19 protein-coding genes are annotated in these 19376 nt (G+C 31.3%); 8 read left to right on the top strand and 11 right to left on the bottom strand.

The features are described 5' to 3' along the window. Positions 1 to 52 precede the first annotated feature (52 nt). Positions 53 to 1051 carry an acrylyl-CoA reductase family protein gene (locus E2558_RS06785; protein ID WP_126565630.1) on the top strand — a complete coding sequence of 333 codons (999 nt, stop codon included), beginning with the start codon at positions 53 to 55 and terminating at the stop codon, positions 1049 to 1051. 61 nt (positions 1052 to 1112) lie between these two features. On the opposite strand, the gene E2558_RS06780 is transcribed toward E2558_RS06785, so the two are convergent. The 8 genes from E2558_RS06780 to E2558_RS06745 all read right to left on the bottom strand — a co-directional run bounded on the left by E2558_RS06780 (position 1113) and on the right by E2558_RS06745 (position 8763). Next, the gene (locus tag E2558_RS06780) at positions 1113 to 1514 is read right to left on the bottom strand and encodes a GNAT family N-acetyltransferase (protein ID WP_126565629.1); all 402 of its coding nucleotides are present in this window, start codon (positions 1512 to 1514) and stop codon (positions 1113 to 1115) included. 19 nt (positions 1515 to 1533) lie between these two features. After that, the gene (locus E2558_RS06775) at positions 1534 to 2565 is read right to left on the bottom strand and encodes an NAD(P)/FAD-dependent oxidoreductase (protein ID WP_126565628.1); all 1032 of its coding nucleotides are present in this window, start codon (positions 2563 to 2565) and stop codon (positions 1534 to 1536) included. Between the two features lie 199 nt (positions 2566 to 2764). After that, on the bottom strand, positions 2765 to 3181 hold the full coding sequence (locus E2558_RS06770; RefSeq protein ID WP_126565627.1) for a DUF2871 domain-containing protein: 417 nt from the start codon (positions 3179 to 3181) through the stop codon (positions 2765 to 2767). 151 nt (positions 3182 to 3332) lie between these two features. Beyond that, positions 3333 to 3950 carry a YcnI family protein gene (locus E2558_RS06765; RefSeq protein WP_126565626.1) on the bottom strand — a complete coding sequence of 206 codons (618 nt, stop codon included), beginning with the start codon at positions 3948 to 3950 and terminating at the stop codon, positions 3333 to 3335. Between the two features lie 15 nt (positions 3951 to 3965). Continuing rightward, the gene (locus E2558_RS06760; RefSeq protein WP_126565663.1) at positions 3966 to 5213 is read right to left on the bottom strand and encodes a copper resistance CopC/CopD family protein; all 1248 of its coding nucleotides are present in this window, start codon (positions 5211 to 5213) and stop codon (positions 3966 to 3968) included. A gap of 225 nt (positions 5214 to 5438) precedes the next feature. Beyond that, positions 5439 to 6794 (bottom strand): MATE family efflux transporter, encoded by a 1356-nt coding sequence (locus E2558_RS06755; RefSeq protein ID WP_126565625.1) that lies wholly within the window; start codon positions 6792 to 6794, stop codon positions 5439 to 5441. Between the two features lie 95 nt (positions 6795 to 6889). Next, positions 6890 to 7318: a MarR family winged helix-turn-helix transcriptional regulator gene (locus tag E2558_RS06750; protein ID WP_126565624.1), complete on the bottom strand. Its 429-nt coding sequence runs from the start codon at positions 7316 to 7318 to the stop codon at positions 6890 to 6892. A 161-nt stretch (positions 7319 to 7479) separates the two neighbouring features. Continuing rightward, entirely contained in the window at positions 7480 to 8763 is a 1284-nt protein-coding gene (locus E2558_RS06745; protein WP_126565623.1) for a YhgE/Pip domain-containing protein, read from the bottom strand. Positions 8764 to 8926: 163 nt separating this feature from the next. On the opposite strand from E2558_RS06745, the gene E2558_RS06740 reads away from it, so the two are divergent. Next, a complete protein-coding gene (locus E2558_RS06740; RefSeq protein WP_126565622.1) occupies positions 8927 to 9532 on the top strand; it encodes a TetR/AcrR family transcriptional regulator in 606 nt (201 codons plus the stop codon). 30 nt (positions 9533 to 9562) lie between these two features. Beyond that, complete coding sequence (locus tag E2558_RS06735; protein WP_126565621.1) at positions 9563 to 10507, top strand: magnesium transporter CorA family protein; 945 nt, start codon at positions 9563 to 9565, stop codon at positions 10505 to 10507. 61 nt (positions 10508 to 10568) lie between these two features. Here the strand turns inward: E2558_RS06735 and E2558_RS06730 are convergent, their stop codons facing one another. Next, positions 10569 to 12011, bottom strand: coding sequence for a sucrose-specific PTS transporter subunit IIBC (locus E2558_RS06730; protein ID WP_126565620.1), 1443 nt, complete (start codon positions 12009 to 12011; stop codon positions 10569 to 10571). A gap of 194 nt (positions 12012 to 12205) precedes the next feature. Here E2558_RS06730 and E2558_RS06725 point away from each other — a divergent pair, with 194 nt between their 5' ends. From E2558_RS06725 to E2558_RS06710, 4 genes are all read left to right on the top strand, one after another. Then, positions 12206 to 12580: a YbgA family protein gene (locus E2558_RS06725; RefSeq protein ID WP_126565619.1), complete on the top strand. Its 375-nt coding sequence runs from the start codon at positions 12206 to 12208 to the stop codon at positions 12578 to 12580. A 924-nt stretch (positions 12581 to 13504) separates the two neighbouring features. Continuing rightward, positions 13505 to 15610: an AraC family transcriptional regulator Rsp gene (gene rsp, locus E2558_RS06720; protein WP_126565618.1), complete on the top strand. Its 2106-nt coding sequence runs from the start codon at positions 13505 to 13507 to the stop codon at positions 15608 to 15610. 68 nt (positions 15611 to 15678) lie between these two features. Next, positions 15679 to 16101 (top strand): pyridoxamine 5'-phosphate oxidase family protein, encoded by a 423-nt coding sequence (locus tag E2558_RS06715; RefSeq protein WP_126565617.1) that lies wholly within the window; start codon positions 15679 to 15681, stop codon positions 16099 to 16101. Between the two features lie 171 nt (positions 16102 to 16272). Beyond that, on the top strand, positions 16273 to 16626 hold the full coding sequence (locus tag E2558_RS06710; protein ID WP_126565616.1) for a DUF4889 domain-containing protein: 354 nt from the start codon (positions 16273 to 16275) through the stop codon (positions 16624 to 16626). 132 nt (positions 16627 to 16758) lie between these two features. Here E2558_RS06710 and E2558_RS06705 read toward each other — a convergent pair whose 3' ends face one another. Continuing rightward, on the bottom strand, positions 16759 to 18036 hold the full coding sequence (locus tag E2558_RS06705) for a cation:dicarboxylate symporter family transporter (protein WP_126565615.1): 1278 nt from the start codon (positions 18034 to 18036) through the stop codon (positions 16759 to 16761). A 180-nt stretch (positions 18037 to 18216) separates the two neighbouring features. Further along, positions 18217 to 18576 (bottom strand): DUF3139 domain-containing protein, encoded by a 360-nt coding sequence (locus E2558_RS06700; protein WP_103328847.1) that lies wholly within the window; start codon positions 18574 to 18576, stop codon positions 18217 to 18219. A 280-nt stretch (positions 18577 to 18856) separates the two neighbouring features. On the opposite strand from E2558_RS06700, the gene E2558_RS06695 reads away from it, so the two are divergent. Next, positions 18857 to 19300, top strand: coding sequence for a MarR family winged helix-turn-helix transcriptional regulator (locus E2558_RS06695; protein ID WP_126565614.1), 444 nt, complete (start codon positions 18857 to 18859; stop codon positions 19298 to 19300). The last annotated feature ends 76 nt before the right edge of the window (positions 19301 to 19376 follow it).

The following is a 19376-nucleotide window of genomic DNA, read 5'->3' as shown; positions in this document are numbered from 1 at the left end:
AGATGGGTAAACAATTTATGTCTATTAATAACTATTAAAGGAGTCATAAGATATGAGTACAGAATTTAAAGCATTTTTAGTTGATAAAGACAAAGATGGCAACGTGAAGAGTGACTTTAAAAAGATGACAACCGATGATTTACCTGAAGGTGAAGTGTTAATTAAAGTCCATTATTCAGGTATTAATTATAAAGACGCATTAGCTACAACTGATAACAATAATATAGTCAAATCATATCCAATGATTCCTGGTATTGATTTAGCAGGAAAAGTAGTAGAGTCTAGTGATCCTACAATTGAAGAAGGCGAAGAAGTCATTGTTACAAGTTATGATTTAGGTGTAAGTCATTATGGTGGTTTCAGTGAATACGCACGTGTTAAATCTGAGTGGGTAGTAAAATTACCAAATAATTTAACTTTAGAAGAAGCTATGATTTATGGTACGGCTGGTTATACTGCTGGCTTAGCTATTGAAAAGCTAGAAAAAGCTGGCTTTATGACACTTGAAGGCGGTAAAGTGCTTGTACGTGGTGCTTCAGGTGGTGTTGGTTCACTTGCTGTACTAATGTTATCTAATTTAGGATACAAAGTGGTTGCAAGTACAGGCAATAAAGAAGCGGCTAAAAAGGTGGAAGACTTAGGCGCTAAAGAAATCATTGATCGCATTACTGAAAATGATGAGGCATTATTAGGTTCTCGTACTTGGCAAGCGGCTATCGACCCTATCGGTGGCGAAGGTACACCTTATGTTATCAATCGTATTGATAATAACGGTGGTGTAGCGCTAATTGGTATGACTGGAGGCGTCAAATTTAACGCGACAGTCTATCCATTTATTTTAAGAGGTGCAAGTCTTGTTGGCATCGATTCTGTCTATACACCAATGAAATTACGTGAGCGCGTATGGCGACGTCTAGCCACAGATTTAAAAGCAGATAAATTACAAGAAATTAAGCGTTCAATTTCATTTGATGAATTACCTGAATCTATTGAAACGGTATTAAATCATGAAAATACAGGACGTATTGTCATAGATTTCAACGCTGAATAAATATTTGAAATAGAAAGAGCGAAATTCGCAAGTGCCAACACTTCGAATTTCGCTCTTATTTTTAATATACAGTATACATCCCACCTGATTTAGGCTCTGTCGATTGAAAGCCAAACTTCTCATATAATTTATCGGCAGGATAATCAGCAATTAAACTAACATAAGTTCCCTTTTCAGCTACTGATTCGATATACGTCATAATCTTCTCTAGAATTTGTCTACCATATCCTTGTCCTTGATAATCCGGATCAACAGCAATGTCTACAATTTGAAAAACAGTGCCTCCATCACCAATCAGTCTTCCCATACCGATTAACTTCTCATCATCATAAATCGTAATAGTAAAACACGCATTGGATAGCCCTTTACGTGCCGCTTCTTGAGATTTAGGACTCATGCCTGCTTTTACTCTCAAGTCACAGTATGCCTTTGCTTCAGGTGCTTCTGTAGAAAAACGAATCATGGTACATCCCCTTTACTATTTATAAATATTTATTAATTACTGCTTTATTAGACTCTTTAAATATATCATTGTGACTTGATACATACCCTTCTTCAGATGCATCAGGTTCAATATAAGTTTTAGCTAAGTTAGCTGCATTTCCTGCATCACTAAATGCACTTGCTATTAAATGTACTTTCGCATCATGATGGACCACATCTCCACATGCATAAATACCAGGTATATTCGTAGTTGTATTTCCTAAACCTTTAACACGATATTCATCGTATAAATCAAGTTTCGAAGAACATTCAACTAGTAACGGATTCTCATGATCAAAGCCATGACTAATAATCACATCGTCAAATGATAATGTTTGCGCTTCTTGAGTTTCGATATTCTCAAGTTTAACTTCATGAATGCATTTATCTTCAGCATCACCAATCAATTCTTTTATTTGTGTTTTAGGCAATAGTTTAACGTTTAAATCTTGTAATACTTTAACCATCGCTTCATAACCGCGTATTTCCGGCTTTCTATATATTAATGTAACCGACTTCGCGATATTAGCTAAATCTCGTGCCCAGTCAAGTGCAGTATTGCCTCCACCTGAAATAAGAATATCTTTATCCTTGAATTTTGAAAATGATTGAACCACATAATGCAAATTAGTCATATTATAACGTTCAGCGCCTTTAATATTGAGCGGCTTAGGATTAATAATACCGCCACCTACTGCAAATATCACAGCTTTAGATTCATAAACATGACCTTTATCCGTTTCTATTTGAAAATGTCTTTCCGCCACTTTGCGAATATCTATAACGCGTTCATTTAAGTTAACTTCAGGATTGAAATGTAGCCCTTGTGCAATTAAGTCTTTTATAATTTCATAACAAGGTTTCGGTGCTACACCACCAATATCCCAAATAATTTTTTCCGGGTAAATTTGCATTTTACCGCCTAATTTATCTTGTACATCAATGATTCTAACTGACATTCCTCTTAAACCAGAATAAAAACTCGCAAAGAGTCCAGCTGGTCCTCCTCCAATGATTGTTACATCTTGCATAAAAATTGCCTCCTAAAATCATTTCCCGTCTAAATGATAATTCTTATCATTAATTCTTGTACATTATACTACACGACTTAACAATGTTGAAGAAATCACTATATATATAAATTGAAAAATACCTCGCTATCATTCATTTTCCGAAATAAAAAAGAAAGTAAGACATTAAATTTCTGTCTCACTCTCTAATTCTCATATATTAATCTCTAGGTTCTTTCAAGATGGCTTGTCTTAATAAGAAAAATAGTAATAATAATCCGGCAAGCATCCCTGTATGACCTATCCCTGCAAAGCCAGCGAAAGCTTCAGGTGAAAAACTTTTACCTGTGACTTGATAAGTCCCTTTAGTAATCATCATACCTACAGTAATTACAACGCCAATATTATAAACGATTAAGAACCAATTAAATAAATAATAGCTGCTTAATTTAAACACTTTTTCAAGTGGTAGCAATATTAAAAACATAAACATCCCTAAGATAAGGGTATGCGTATGAACTAAAGCTAATTGCGTATCGCCCGTAAAATGATGCGCTTTTGTTAATTCTCTGTAGTAAAATCCACTAACTAGTCCAATAATCATATAGACTAAAAAAGCATATAATAATCTACGCATGTTAAAATCCTCCCTCACAAGACTATTATAATTGATTATTCTATAGTTTAAAGTAAGAATAAGTGACAATAAAAGGAAGAATGTGTTTGTAGTAAATAAAAGGACAACTTCTATTATTTACAAATAGAAATTGTCCTTAATCCATCTAATATTATTTATTTCTAGCGTGTTTGAATAATGCCACTAATGAAAGAATAATTGCAATAATAGAGATAATCCATAATGCAATTGAACCACCTGAAGATTGTTGTTCACTCGCTTTTTTGTCATCTTCAGATTTATCTTCTTTCACAGCTACCGCATTCGCATCTTTTTTAACTTCTAATGTTGGCGCTGGGTGTTCACTATCTTCTTTACCTACCCATTTCACTTTATCGCCATTGTCATAAGTTTGAATCGCTTTAAATGAATATTTACCTTCATCTTTAGGACTTGCTAAGATAACTGGTAAGTCGATAAATTCGTCTGGACCAATACCTTTACCTTTTGCTGTCCAAGTAATTTTAGTGATATTACCTTTTTTATCTTTATCTAATTTATATTTATATTCCTCTACTGGTTGAATATTGACGACTTGTACCTCTTTAGGCACTTCTAATTCTACTTTTTCAGTGTGATCTTTTTGCTCAACTGGCACACGTACATCCACACGTTCATACGATTCTGGATCCACTGCTTTAGGATTTAATGTTACGTGCGCATCTGCAAATTTAAAGAAACCTAATGAAAAGAAAAGTACTAAACTCGTGGCTAATAATTTTTTTAACATCTTATTATCTCCTTACTATGGAATACTGATTTGACTCATAACAACACCGGCTACGATAAGTAATACGCCAATGGTTACTTCTATAATTAATGAAACTTTATTGACTCTATAACGTTTATTTAATGCACGCGTCGTTTGCATGAAACCACATGCCATCATTATTAAAGTTCCTACTACTTTGATAATTAAGAACACTGTCCAAGGTTGCATATTATTCCAAATTGATAATATCTTCGTTTCATCGATAGACATTAATACACCTGATAAAATAATGACTGTTACAGCTGCAACATTAACTTTAAATAAGATTTCGCGCAGTAAATCTACGGCATCTCTTTTCCGAGTGAAAACAGAAGTCAGTAGATAAATAAGTGCCCCTAACCATAAACTAATACCTGTAAGATGTAAGGTTCTCAAAATAATTGACCATAATGGTACGCTTTGAGACCATGCGTGACCTGACATACTTAAGGCTAAAATCATTGCAATTGATACAATCCAATACCACGATTTCTCCATATTTCTTAATACGAAGAGACCACTTAATATAATAAGTGCAATTGAAGTTAAAATGTATGGGAATTGCACGAGTGCACTTGGATTAAGTGACAATACATCCTCTAATACATCTGATGATAATGTCATTAAATATAATACTAGTGACATTAAATAGGCCATCATCATCATTAAAGATACGGCAATATGTCTTGGGAAGACATCAAACGTCGACAGGTTGTTACGACGTGCAATACCATTTAGCCAATAAAGGCCGACTAATATAATTGTGGCACCTTCAGCTATATATCGAAATACACCAAACCAGAAGTTAGGTGTCTCGTAGAATGCTGGAGTAGTATCTACGCCATTAGCTGTTTGCTTCCCTACTGAGAAGTCGAAGCGGTCGCTGATTTCATGTCCGTCAGCTGACACTGTATGCCATTCTATTTGATGTGTCCCGTGTCCTACTTTATCTGCAGGAAACGTTAACGTCTGAGAATGACCCGATGTTGAAGGTTTGACTTCAGCAATTTCTTTACCTTTATCATTGAAAATGGTGATACCAGAATAGTCTGCATTGACTGGTTCATTAAAGGTTAATTCAATATTATCAGGATGCTTTGAGACTACTCCATTCTGTGAAGGTGTGGTTTTTTCTAAAGTAGCATGTGCTGATGCGATATGTTGAAAATTGGGTACCAACATAAATAAAAACATCATAAAGATGGCTAAAGCTACTTTCGAACTTCGCTTTAATTTCACTATTGACATCCTCCTATAAAATTTTGCTCATTTAATAATGATAAAATAATGTCTGCTTTTTAACAATAATTATTCTAATTTGTCACTTTTTATCCAAAAAAAGAGTAGAATAGAAATCAATTTATGATTAAATAAGATTTCGTCATTCTACTCCTATAAGATAGTACAAACTTATATTTGATTTATTCTGTTTTGCATTAGTTTGTGATTTTCATTTTCAAGAAATAATTATTCTTCAATTAATGATTGTTTATCTACAGTAAGCTGATTTCTTAATAAATAAACAATCAACATTGCTAATAACGCACATATTGTTTCAGCAATTAATAGTGACCAAATCACGCCTGTTAAACCGAATAATGCGTTAAGTACGAAGAGTACTGGGATAATAACAGTACCTTGCGCAATAGCCATGATTGTAGCGCCACGACCTTGACCTGTTGCTTGGAGCATCCCTGTAAATAAGAAGCCAATACCGTTTAATAGTAAAGAGGTCATCGTTACTTTCAAGATAAATGTAGCTAATGTCACGATTTGTGGATCAGTGCTAAATAATTGAACGATTGAATGGCCGAATAATAATACGATAGCCATACACACTACAAATATAACTGCAATAGATAAGATAACTGCTTTAATTGTGTCTTTCATACGTGTTTTATTAGAAACGAAGTTATATGCAATTAATGGAATAACACCTTCAGATAATCCCATAATAATTAATTCTGGGAATTGTACAAGTCTGAATGAAATACCATAACTTGCAATGGCATAGTTTCCATAACGTGCTAAGAATAAATTGACTACTAAACCAGTAACACCCATTAGTACAACCATTAAGAAGGCTGGAATACCTATTTTAAAGATTTCTTGTGCCATTGTTTTAGTTGGTTTAACGTGTTTAATATTTAGAGATAAAGTATCATCTTTAATTGCAATATAGATAATAAAGAATAATGCCGCTACTAAATTTGAAATTGCTGTACCTAATGCCGCCCCTACTACGTCTAAATGGAAGCCAAAGATTAAAATAGGGTCTAAAATCATGTTTAATACCACGCTTGAAATCATACCAATCATTGAAATAATTGGTTTGCCGATTGCACGTGCAAATTGTTCTAATACAAAGAATAGAATAACAAATGGTGTACTTAAAAATTGAACTTTTAAATAATCACTTGTGAATTTTAATGTTTGACCGCTCGCCCCTAATACGCTAGCAATTTGATCTGTGAAGGGTGTTGCAATAATAGCAATGATAATACCAAAGATAAAACTACTATAAATTGAAAAGCTACTTACATAATGACTTTTTGTGTAATCTTTAGCACCGAGTAAACGTGAAATATATGTTCCCCCACCTACACCGAATAAATTACCGAAAGCCATTAATACTGCAAATATAGGTAATGTAAGTGAAATTGCTGAAATCATATGGCTATTGTCTAAATATCCTATAAAGTAAACATTCAAAATTCCATAAATCACACTTAATAATGAACCAATCATCATTGGCAATGAGAAGTGCATCATCGCTTTTAATATTGGTGATTCTTCAAAATAATATAATTGCTCGTCTTTCATATCCTTAATCTCCTTTTATCTTAGATATCTAATAATTAGATATCTAACTATATTTCCAAAAATTTGAGTGTCTCTTTCCAGACACTCTTATAAAATTAATTCGATTGTCTAATATTTTCTATCATTCTATCGAAATATGCGTTTAATTGTTCTTTATCGTCTTCAGTAAAATCTTTTGTCACAATTGTTTCGATATCATCAAAAATGGTAACAAAGGATTCCACTAATTGATTGCCTTCATCAGTGAGTTTTAAATTTTTACGCCTTGAATCATTAGGATCAACCGTACGATAAATAAGACCTTTGTTCTCTAAACTTTTTAACGTAGAACTGACAGTGGAACCTTTGCGTTGAAATGTATTTAATAATTCATTTTGTGTAATGCCTCTGTCTTTATGTCGATACAAATAACCAAGCGTATGACTCTGTTCTTGAGTAACATTGTATTCATCGAGTTTACGGTCAGCGTACTTTTTCATCTCATGGGCTAACGTTCTGATTAAATATTGATACGTCGCTTCCATACCCTCACCTCATTTAGTTAGATATCTAACGAATATAATACTCCCTTTTAAAAAATAGTCAACCGATATATTAAAGTTTAAATTTTCTGATTTTATTACTTGAAAAATAAAACCTCAGCTTACCCAAAAATATGGATAAACTGAGGTTATTCAAATTCTTCTTATGATGGCACTTCAGTACGTTTTGTACTATGTTTTCTAACAAGTGCAGATGCAATAATTGAAATTACACCAAAGATCATGAAGCCTACCATCATCCAAGTTGTTGTATTCATTGAAAGATGTTGATTCATATAGATAATTCTTCTTAAAGAATTAGCATAATGTGTGAATGGATCAATGCTATATACCCATGTTTGATAATTTTTTGGAAGCATTTCTTTAGGTAATGTAACAAGTTGCATGCTAAAGAACATAAGTAAAATGAAAATTGGTAAAGCTTTCATACCTAACCAAACCATAATTCCTAAAATTAAGCCAATGAATCCTAGCATTGAAATGGTTAAGAATAATGCCACACGATTAATATGACCTAAACCGAAGTCAAATCCTAATACACCGTGCATGAAATAAACAAAACTAAAGCTTGCTAATACTGCAGTAACGATTGCTACAGCAATTTGACCTAATGAAGCAATAATACGTTGTTTTCTTACTAAATTATTACTAGTTCTAAATGCAAAGAATAATAGTACAGATGATACTAATGAGCCCATCCATACTGGCATGAACATTAAGAATGCAGCATTACCTCCACCTTGATGACTAGAAATAGAATGTAAGTTTTGATTATCAACTTTAACAGGGTTTGTAATGTCTTTAATATCAGAAGCATCTACTTTTACATCTTGTTTAGATAACGTGTCGATACTTTGTTTTGTGATTTGATTATTCAAGTTATCGCCCATACCACTTAAAACATTTGAAACAATTTGAGAAGCTTGCATGCTAACTCCTTTGTTAACAATTGTTTTGAAAGTAGCTTGTTTTACATCAACACTTTGATTCCCCATTTTTTCTTGCATTTCTTTTGCTGCTTGAGGTGGAACCTCTCCTGATTCAACCTTTTGTTGCATTTCTGATTTTTTGCTATCCATAACTACTTTTTGCGTTTTGCTCATCGCATTTTTTGAGAAGTCTTCATTAAAAATAGCAACACCATAATATTTTTCATCTTCTATATCTTTTTGGATGTCTGATTCGTCGTCTACTTTAATCCATTTAATCGTTTCAGAACGACTAGTCATTAATTTATCCTCAATTTTATTACCAATATTGACTTTATGACCTTGGATATCTACGCCTTTATCGTTATTTACAATCGCAATTGGCATTTCTTTAGGTTTTGGATTGAATGCTGGATAAAAAGCTAAAGAAAAGATAACTAATAAAGCAATCGCAGCTAAAGGTGTAGCCCAAAGTAAATTACTTTTAAATATATTCACTTTATAATACCTCCTATTTTTATTGAACAATGTGTTGAATATTTAATACGTTGTAAATTATAATGAGGTAGTCGAAAATAAACAATAATCAATTTTACGGATAGCGTATGTTTTTGAACAGATTAGTTATTTTTGTCTAATAAGTTCTTGGAGGTCGATATACATGAAAGAAGATAGGCGAATTAGAAAGACAAAGTCAGCAATTAAGAAAGCCTTTATACAACTATTAAAAGAAAAAGATCTCGATAAAATTACTGTTCAAGATATTTCAGACCAAGCGGATATTAATCGTGGTACATTTTACTTACATTATGAAGATAAATATACGCTATTATCAGATATGGAAGATGAATATATATCTGAAATATGGTCATTAACACAATTTAACGCTAATTCACCTGAAACCATTGCAGATGAATTTATCAATAATACATTGACGAAGATTTTACAACATATTGCTGATAATATGGATTTCTACCATACTATTCTTCAATTAGATAGAAAAAGTAAGCTAGAAGATAAAATTTATTTCTTAATAAAAGAAAATATGCAAAAATATATAAGTGTTAACAATGAAATTGATGGTATACCTGAAATGTATTTTCATAGTTATGTAGCGGGTGCCACAATTTCTATTATTAAATACTGGGTACAGGATGAACACCGTATTTCGGTCGACGAATTGACGCAACACATTTTCAAAATCGTTTATAACGGTCCATTAAGAATTATGGCAGAAAATCATTACGCCCGTACTCAAACAACTTAGACTAATTGAATATGAAAGGAACCATTAACCATGCTAACTGCATATAAACATACATCGACTAATGAAATTGTTGAAACAACGCTGTTAGATCGCTCTGCATCATGGATTAATGTTGTAGAACCAGATAGAGAAGAAATAGAGGAATTGATGGAACAATATGATCTTCCTGAAGATTTTATTCGAGATCCTTTAGATTCTGAAGAAAGTGCACGTATTGAATATGATGAGGATACGGGTTACTCATTAATTATCGTCGATTTACCAATTGTGAGCTCTACGAACCGACGCGTACTTTCATTCGTAACAATTCCTTTAGGTATCGTTATCGGAAAAGGGATTATTCTAACTATTTGCGATGCTGAAAATGAATTCTTAGAAAATTATGCGCGCCAAGACAATGTTAATTTGAAATATCATAGCCGTTTTGCTTTAGATATTCTATTAACCATTTCTAACCACTACAACAGAAATTTACGACTTTTAAATAAATCACGAATTCGTATAGAACGTGAATTAAAAAACAATATTACAAATAGACAACTTTATAAATTGATGGAAGTTGAAAAAAGTTTAGTTTACTTCTTAGCCGCTTTAAAAGGTAACGATACAATTATTAAAAAATTGTTCCGTTTACCTGCGATAAAAAGGTTTGAAGAAGATGAAGATTTACTTGAAGACTTAGTAATTGAAAATAACCAAGCCATTGAGACCACTGAACTTTATACGAGTATCTTAGAAAGTATTACGACGTCTTATTCTTCATTATTATCTAATGAGATGAACAATATCATGAAGACATTGACATTATTTACCGTATTACTTACATTGCCAACGCTTGTCTTTAGTTTCTTTGGAATGAACGTCCCCCTTCCTATTGATGATAAAAGCTATCTCTCTTGGCTTATCGTGGTCGGCATTTCTCTCATACTTGTAATGATTGTAAGTGTCTTCTTATGGCGTAAACAGAAACTTTAACGCATTAAAAAAGGTCAAAATCCTAACATTCATAATAGGATTTTGACCTTTTTATTTTTAATTATTCTGCTGCTGCTTTATATGCATTTCGACGAGATAAGACGATAGTGATGACTACAGAAACGATAAATGCAATTAGCATTCCTATAAAGTAATGAAGCCAACCAGAATGAGCTGGATTAATTGAAATAAATCCAGGCAATCCTGCTGTTCCTAAGGCAATGGCTTTAACTTTGAAGAATGAGATATAAGCTGAGCCTATTGCTGAACCAATAATCGCACCAATAAATGGATATCTAAGTTTTAAGTTAACACCAAACATTGCTGGTTCTGTAATACCTAATAATGCTGAAATACCTGCTGCAGAAGCTACACCTTTTAATTTTTTATTATTCTTAATAATTAAGAATGCCGCTAATGCTGCCCCACCTTGTGCTACGTTTGACATTGTAGCAATTGGGAAGATGAATGAGCCACCTGTTTTTGCTTGATCAGCAATTAATGTTGTTTCAACTGCAATAAAACTATGATGCATACCTGTAATAACAATTGGCGCATAGAATAGACCAAATATGAAGCCACCTATCGCTCCACCAAATTCATATAACCAAGTTAATCCATCTGATAACCAATAACCTAATTGTCTTGTAATTGGCCCTACAAATGAGAATGTCAGAAATGCTGTAATTAAAATTGATAGTAACGGTGTAAGTAAATTATCTAACACTGTTGGAATAACTTTACGTAAAGCCTTTTCAATCGTAGCTAATATATATGCAGCTACTAACATAGGCAACACTTGACCTTGATAGCCCACTTGATTGATGTGCCAGCCAAATAAATCCCAATGAGGAATGGCTTTGCCCGCTTCTAACGCTTTAGGGAAATCATAAGCGCTCATCAACGCAGGATGCACTAAAATCATACCTAATGCTGCCCCAAGATATGGATTGCCTCCAAACCGCTTCGTTGCACTAAAACCAATAAGTATAGGCAATAACGTAAATGGTGCATTGGCAAAGATATTAATCATATCTGCTAATCCAGCAAATTGGCTATGTACTTCTATAAAAGATTTATGATCATAAAATAAATCTGGAGCAGTTAACAGATTGTTAATACCCATTAATAAACCGCCTGCTACGATAGCCGGTATAATAGGTACGAAAATATCAGATAACATTTTAACGAAACGTTGTAACGGGTTCATATGTTTTGACGACTTATCTTTAACATCTGCAGTCGTTGAAGCTTCTTTACCTGTAATTTTTTCTAATTCGGCAAATACTTTGTTCACTGTACCTGAACCTATTATAATTTGATACTGGCCACCAGTTGAGAATGTTCCTTTTACAACATCCATCTTCGATAACTTCTCTTCATCTACTTTACTTTCATCATTTAGAACAAGACGTAATCGCGTCGCACAATGTGCCATCGCGTCTAAATTTTCTTCGCCTCCAATCGCTTCTAAAATTTCTTCAGCCGATTGTTTATAACTCATTATTTCAACCTCCTTGTTAATGGTACCGGTTTCATTTATTAATTCTATTGTAATCGGTTCCAATTAATAAAGCAATATACTTTTACTCTTTTTAACCAAATATACATATGATTGCAGTCTGTTTATTCTGGGAAAAGATGTATATCAAATGGCGTGTAAATCATCATTTAGTTTTAATAATAAGGAGTGAGATGATGAAAGAACGTGGCTATATTGAAAAACTATGGCGTGAAGAAAAGTATCATGTGTTATTACACAGTCAACAATCCTATAATGAAATTCGTGAATTACTCAAATCTTCTCCTACTTTACAAGAAGTTCAATTAAAAATTGAGGAAGCATTGCGTTGTGAACCAACAAAAGGAACAGTCATTAATGCATATGACCATATGTGGGGATATTTTAAAAATAATGCTACTAAAGAAGAAAAAGAAAAAGCGCAAACTTTAAAAAGTGAGTTTCAAAACGATTCAGTTACTAGAAATGAGTTACTTATATTCCTAAAAGAACTAGCTCAAAAATATAATGTTACCTATCTTTTAGAAAGTCGCGTCTTACAAATTAAATAAAAGACTGAAGCTTCATAGTCATTTGCTTCAGTCTACATCGTATTAATTCTATTTTTTTCTTAAAGATGAATATTGTTCTTGGTGCTTAAAGCGTAGATGGTACCGTATATTTAGATAGATAAGTAAAACTGAAACACTTTATATAAACATTTAAAATAGTTGGGGAATTAAGGCTAGTTCTAAATATACATTGTTTAGCTACTGTTAGTACCTTGTGCTATATGTACATGAGTGTATTCTTATTCTGAGTTGTATAGGGAATCATAGTTGTGATGTCTGACTCATCTCATAAACTATTTCATACTCTGCATAGTTGTATAGGCCTGGTGTGATTAGAGTATGTTATTTCATTTCATACGAGAAGTTGATTCGTGTAGTTTCTTGGGTGTTGGATTATCTAGATGTTAGTCTATTAGTTTGAAATGAAATAAGTCGTATAAGATAAGCTGTTTACCTATGCACATGATGAGCACTTTGATGATCATGTAGTTGATTCTTAGTTGTTAGTCTAGTCGCTTATTTCTTGATGTGTAATATTCTTCGTGATGTTGTTCATTGGTGTAAAGACAGAACTAATACATAAATTATCGATTTCTAGCTTACTTATTTTTTAAAATAAACGTCAATCACGCTTACTTTGAAATAAATTAAGCTTGCTTTGAAATCTATATTTATTATGCAATAAAAAGAGTTGTCCCACACTATTAAAAATTTCCAAATCAATCACGCTATATTCTTAAAAATTTATTTATATTGTATGTAGATGAAAATTTTTAACGCTTTCATTAAAAAATACATAAAAAGTTTTTATTTTTCACTATTAATTTTTCCTAGTTTTTAATTTATAATAACGTTTATTATCCTCAAACATGTTGAACGATATTATTTTTAAAAACTATACTAACGACTTGGAGACCCACATATATGAGCAACAACCTTCTTTTACATGATCACATTACTTCTGCACCAACACGAAATATTAATTATGTGATTTTACTTTTTTCGTTAACCAATGAGTTAACTATTTCCATAAATGGAGAAAGTAAAGATTTACAAAATCACATTGCAATTATTAATCAAGGTGATTTATACCAAATAGAAATGGCTAAAAATTTAATAGAACTTAAAATTCCTGTGGCGTACTTTTATTTAGAGGATAATACATTCTTTAATTGCTATTTTGACCGTCACCTTTTACAATCTAACCGCTTTATTAAATCCATCATTTTGCAAAGTATTACTCACTTTTCAAATAATGAACCTCAAGACGAAGAGGCAATATCAAAAATTATTCAAACACTTTATAAAGAAGCTGTAGTTAGAAATGAAACTAGCTATATTCCTAAAATGTCAGTGGATCATCAAATACTATCGAATATTTTGTTATTCATCAATAAAAATATTACGAATACCATTTCTCTACTAGATTTAGCTCAATATGCGGTTATTTCTGAGTCTTACTGTTCAAATTTATTTGTTCGCTATTTAAATATGAACTTCAAGGATTTTTATACAAGTTTAAAAATTATACATGCCTTAAATTTATTAATATCTACAAATCAATCCATCACAACGATATCTGAATTATCTGGTTTTAGTAGTCATACGAATTTTACAAATCAATTTAAGAAATATTTAGGCTTTAATCCTAAACAATTTCGCTCAAAATTAAATGATTTATCACCTATGCCTAAAATTAAATTCAGACATCATATAGAAGAAAAACATTTAGATTTAATTTCAGAATTTGAATTTACCGACCATTTAACTACTGAAACAACTTATATCGATATTCAATCTATTGAAACCAAAAAACAAACTAAATCTTCGAAAGCATTTATTCATTTTCAAAATACTAATGAACTATTTCAATTTGTATTTAATGACTTTTACAACATTGAACTCACTTATTTACCGAAACCTGCTATATTAATTAATGATATAAGTGATATCCTTGGCCAACAAATTAATTTTAATTTACTTAACAGATGTTTTGAAAAGCTTTTCGAAAAGAAAATTAGTTTAGCAGTTACTATTAAAAATAAAAATGAATTTAAAGAAATTTATCGTCTAATTATTTCATTTTTACAAAGTAATCAAGATTATAAATGGAATAAAAAAACTGTTAAATTTATGCTCGTTTTTGATACTGAAACGATGTCTATTCAAGATATTCATCTTGCTCATCTAAAATTAAAAAATAAAAATCGTTCGATTAAATTTGGGTTAATTGTGGATGGTTTACTACATCAATGTGAGACCTTACAAGAAACTTACGATATTATGAATCGCATGAACTTTGATTATTATTTTGTAGATATTGAAAATATTAATACAAAAAATGTGTTAATAGATAAGCAACGTGGCTTTACTCATGCGAGTACACATTTTGAAAACTATATACATTTTATTGAAGCTTCTAACATTCCATCAACTAAATTTGTATATAGCAGCCTATCATTACGCTGTTTCAAATATACAAATAATGGCGCTCATCCATTACAATTATCTGACTTAGTGTGCCATTTAACTGCTTTATTAAAGTACGGTGGTGGTATTTGTTATGAATTAATTGAAAATGATCCTATGTATATTTCATTATTCAATCATCATGGAAGTATTCTCCCAATTATGCATTTGTATCAATTTATCAACGCATTTGTAGATGAACCTATTACCATTGCGAATAATTATCTTATGAGCCGTAAAGATGGTAATTATCATTTTATTCTTTTTAATAAAATCAACGATCGCTATTTATCAGATAGCAAACAGCACTATCATTTTCAGAATGAATTAAGCGAAAATTCATTGTTTATCGTTAATACACTCAATAATGAGCATGGGTCTATTCAACATTTAATGCCACAGGACAAATTGCCTGTCTATATTGAAGAAAGCATTATGAAACAATTAGACCGCTCTAATCATCCAAAAACTGAATTATTTATTCAAGAAAAAAATCATGCAACATTTCAAATTACGTTACAACATGATGAGGTCAAATATATCTGTATTAAACCAGTTTAATCGATTATTATCTATAAGTTTAATATTACGTAATTAAGGTAATATTAATGAATAAGGAGATGATAAGTTTGGATAAACAACAAGCTACTCAAGCAATCGAAAAAGTTTTACAAGAATCTAAAGTTGGCGTATTATCAACTGCTTATAATAACAAGCCTAATAGTCGATACATGGTATTTTATAATGATGGTTTAGATTTATATACAAAGACAAGTACGAAAACTGTTAAAGTTGATGAAATTGAAAGCAACCCTAATGCTTATATTCTTTTAGGTTATAACGAAACAACAAATAATAGTTTTGTTGAAATCAAAGCAACAATGGAAATCGTAAAAGACCAAAAAGTAATTGATTGGTTATGGGAAACTCAAGATAAAACATTCTTTGATTCAAAAGAAGATCCAGATTTATGCGTCTTAAAAGTTAACCCAAAAACAATCACACTTATGAATGATGATGAAATCGATACACCTGTAACAATCGAACTATAAATTGCAATTCTATAATTAATAATATAATTGGGCCTATAGGTAATGTTATCTATAGGCTTGTTTTTGTTCGTAATAATAATGACACATTTGAATATATTGTTTTTAGTATTTTATTGCAATTTAATATTTTATTCTGTATAAATGAGATAGTACTTTTAAAGGAGCTACATAATGAAAAACAAAAAAGGCTTAGGATTAGGTATTGCTTTAAGTGTAATCATGCTTATCATATGTATCGTATTAGTTATCATGATGATGACTGGTGGTCAAAAAGAAACTTACTATGGTTACATGAAAGATAGCCATACCATTGAAAAGATGGTCAGTGAACAAACTGAAAAAGTTGAAAAAAATGTTCAATTGCCTTCAGACACAGATGTTGACGTTAAAAAAGGTGATTTTGTATTCCTTGTAAAAGAAAAAGGTTCAGATAAATTTTCAAGGGTATCTAAAGTGAAACATGATGATGTACCACATGGATTAATGATGAAAATTCATGAAATGCATGACATGAAAGGTATGTAATTATAATAATACCTCCTTCTCATAAAGATAAAATTCTATCTTGTGAAGGAGGTATTTTTATATGCAAATTTTCCAAAATAAAAAAGTACCGAGTACATAATGACTCGGTACAAAAAATGTCAGATTACTTTTTTAAATTGATTCTAAATATTTTTTACCTTTTTCTTTATCGTAAACCTTTTCCCATTTAGAGATAACAATTGATGATAATGCGTTACCAATGACGTTAACACATGTACGTACCATGTCTAATAATCGGTCAACACCAATGATTAAAGCAAGTCCTTGAGCTGGTAAGCCCATTGCACCTAATGTTGTAAGTAATACTACGATTGACACGCCAGGCACACCGGCCATACCCTTAGAGGCTACCATCAATGTTACCATTAAAATAATTTGTTCAGAAATCGATAAATGGATACCATACATTTGAGCTACAAATAATGCAGCGATTGATTGGTATAAGGCTGAACCATCTAGATTAAATGAATAACCAATCGGAATAACAAATGATGTGACATCTCTTGGTGCACCAAATTTTTCCATTTTATTCATCATAATTGGTAATACCGCTTCAGAACTTGAAGTTGAGAAAGCAAGTAATAATTCATCTTTCAATATTTTAATAATTGAGAAAATACTAATGCCAACCATTCTAGCAACTATGCCTAAAACTACAATTACGAAGAATACCATCGCGAACACTACGACAAGTACAAGTTTTAATAATGGTAGTAATGCTGACGCACCAAATGTCATAACTGTTGTACAAATAAATGCAAATACACCAATTGGCGCTAATTTTAAGATTTGGTTAATCATCCAAAATACTGCTTCTAACACACCATTTAAAAATCCTTTAACAGGATCTGCTTTTTCTCCTATTGCAGCTAATCCTAATCCAAAGAATACTGCAAAGAAGATAATAGGTAATAATTCACCTTTAGTTAATGCTTCAAATATGTTTGTTGGTACGATGTTTACAATGGTATCAATAAAGTGATTCCCATATGTAGATTGTTCTGCTGCTGACGCAGATGTTTGATATTTAGTAATGTCGCCTTTAGGCAATTTGTGAGGATCTAATCCAGCACCCGGTTTGAATAAGTTACCAATAATTAATCCTAAAGCGATTGCAATTGTTGTAATAATTTCAAAGTAAAGAATTGCTTTCCATCCATAGCTACCAATCTTTTTCGAATCCCCTAAATTTGAAATAGATAATGCTAATGCACAGAATACAATTGGAATGATGATCATTTTAATTAAATTTAAGAAAACGTCACCGAAAGGTTTAATATAATTTGCTACATTCGTTTGTCCAAACAATAATAAACCTACAACTACACCTAGCACCAAAGCAATTAAAACTTGCATTGGTAAACTAATCTTTCTCTTGAACAGAGTCATGTTGGAACCCCCTTCATCTGACATCGCTTAATTATATCAGATAATTCAAAATTGGGATATAAAATTTTTTATCCTATTTATTATCGTCAATATTTGATTTAGCCAAAATTATTAATTTAAATATAAAAAAGCTGTACATAGACTACTCCACTGAGTCTAAATACAGCTCAAATCTTAATATTAAGGTTTAAAATTCTGATTAAAGTAATTATATTTGGCACCTTTAATACTTTTTTTAGTTTCAGTATCAAATCCTTCTGAAAAAATACCTTTACGTGTACCAATAGGTTGAATAACATAAGTTAAGTTTGGCTCATCTTTAAAAACTACTTCTTTATAATAGACGCCCTTTTTAGCACTGTATAATGTTTTTTCAGATTTCACTTTATCTGTAAGATGCTTTTGTTCTAAATAACTATCAACTAATTTTATATTTCTGTGGCCTTGATATGTCTTCATACCAAAGAAAAATGCGATAGCTACAACTAAAGAAATAGCAAATATAATTACTACTCTTATAATTATTTGCTTTTTACTCATTTTGAAACTCCTTCTAATCTGCCTATCCCAAAAGTATATTTTTTATTATTTAAATTATTATGAATGAAATAACAATATTTTTAAAGCCTTTGCATATTTTTGTAACAAAATTTACTTAAATATATCTCTAATTCAAAATAAATCAACACTTTTTTACTATTTGTAGACGTATTTTTGATGTATTTTCAAAACTCTTGAAAACTCTGTAAAATACTATGGCAACAGTCTTGACATTAGTTTTAGTTCATACTATCTTTAAATAAGTTAAGGGGGGATAAATATGTATGTAAAGGACAGCTATTTAAGTAAACAATTATGTTTTTTATTATATGTAAATTCAAAAGAAGTTATTAAAAAGTATACTTACTATTTAAAAGAACATGATTTAACATATACAAGTTTTATGGTTGTTATGGCTATTGAAGATGATGAAAAAATAAATATAAAATCGCTTGGCCAACGCGTCTTTTTAGATTCTGGAACTCTTACACCTCTCTTAAAAAAATTAGAGAAGAAGGGCTATGTTGTACGTATGCGTGAAAAAGAAGATGAACGCAATTTACAAATTTCTTTAACTGAAAATGGTAAAAAGATTAAGCCCGTATTAGAATCTATTTCAGAACAAGTATTTGAAGACTTCAATTTTACTAAGGAAGAAGATGATGAACTTGTTCATAGATTACGACACGTCATTACTAACAATTTCGATAATGCACCAGAATAAATAATAATACATGACAAAAGCATACATCTTATATTTTCATTTTTATCTATATAAAAGACTTTATACATAATTTGCA

This window comes from Staphylococcus pragensis (assembly GCF_004785665.1).
Classification (GTDB): Bacteria; Bacillota; Bacilli; order Staphylococcales; family Staphylococcaceae; genus Staphylococcus; species Staphylococcus pragensis.
The sequence above is the reverse complement of the archived record's forward strand: the minus strand, read 5'-3'. Positions and strand labels throughout refer to the sequence as shown.